Source organism: Neoluteolibacter marinus (assembly GCF_014904755.1).
Lineage (GTDB): Bacteria > Verrucomicrobiota > Verrucomicrobiia > Verrucomicrobiales > Akkermansiaceae > Haloferula > Haloferula marina.
In genome coordinates this window covers 1-606 of sequence record NZ_JACZFQ010000280.1, presented here as the reverse complement: position 1 = coordinate 606, position 606 = coordinate 1, and the positions used below count along the sequence as shown (strand labels likewise).

The 606-nt window shown below is 67.8% G+C and carries 1 protein-coding gene; it reads left to right on the top strand.

The features are described from left to right. Positions 1–606: IS30 family transposase (locus IG178_RS24855; protein ID WP_193215254.1), on the top strand; the 606-nt coding region annotated here is incomplete at both ends.

The window sequence follows — 606 nt, the reverse complement described above, 5'->3', positions numbered from 1 at the left end:
GAAGGGGCTGAACAAACCGCACCGGCAGGACCGGCGCTGGTCGCTGGCGTGGAGCCCGGAGCAGATCTCGCACCGGCTGAAGGTCGACTTCCCGGATGATGAGTCCATGCGCATCAGCCACGAGGCGATCTACCAGTCGCTGTTCATCCAGGGCCGTGGTGCGCTCAAACGCGAGCTCGTCACCTGCCTGCGAACCGGCCGCGCGCTCCGCCAGCCGCGGGCTCGAGCGCAGAACCGCCCGCAAGGGCATGTCACCGCCGAGGTCGTGTTCTCCAAGCGTCCGGCGGAGGCTGCGGATCGCGCCGTTCCCGGGCATTGGGAAGGCGACCTGATCATCGGCACGGGCCGGTCCGCGATCGGCACGATCGTCGAACGCAAGAGCCGCTCGACCCTGCTGGTGCATCTGCCGCGGCTGGAAGGCTATGGCGAGATACCGCCCGTCAAGAACGGTCCCGCCTTGGGCGGCTACGGCGCTGTCGCGATGAACGCCGCGCTCAGCGCGTCGATGACGAAGCTTCCCGAACAGCTCCGCAAGACGCTCACCTGGGACCGCGGCAAAGAACTCTCCGGCCACGCCCAGTTCACACTCGAGACGGGCACCAAGGT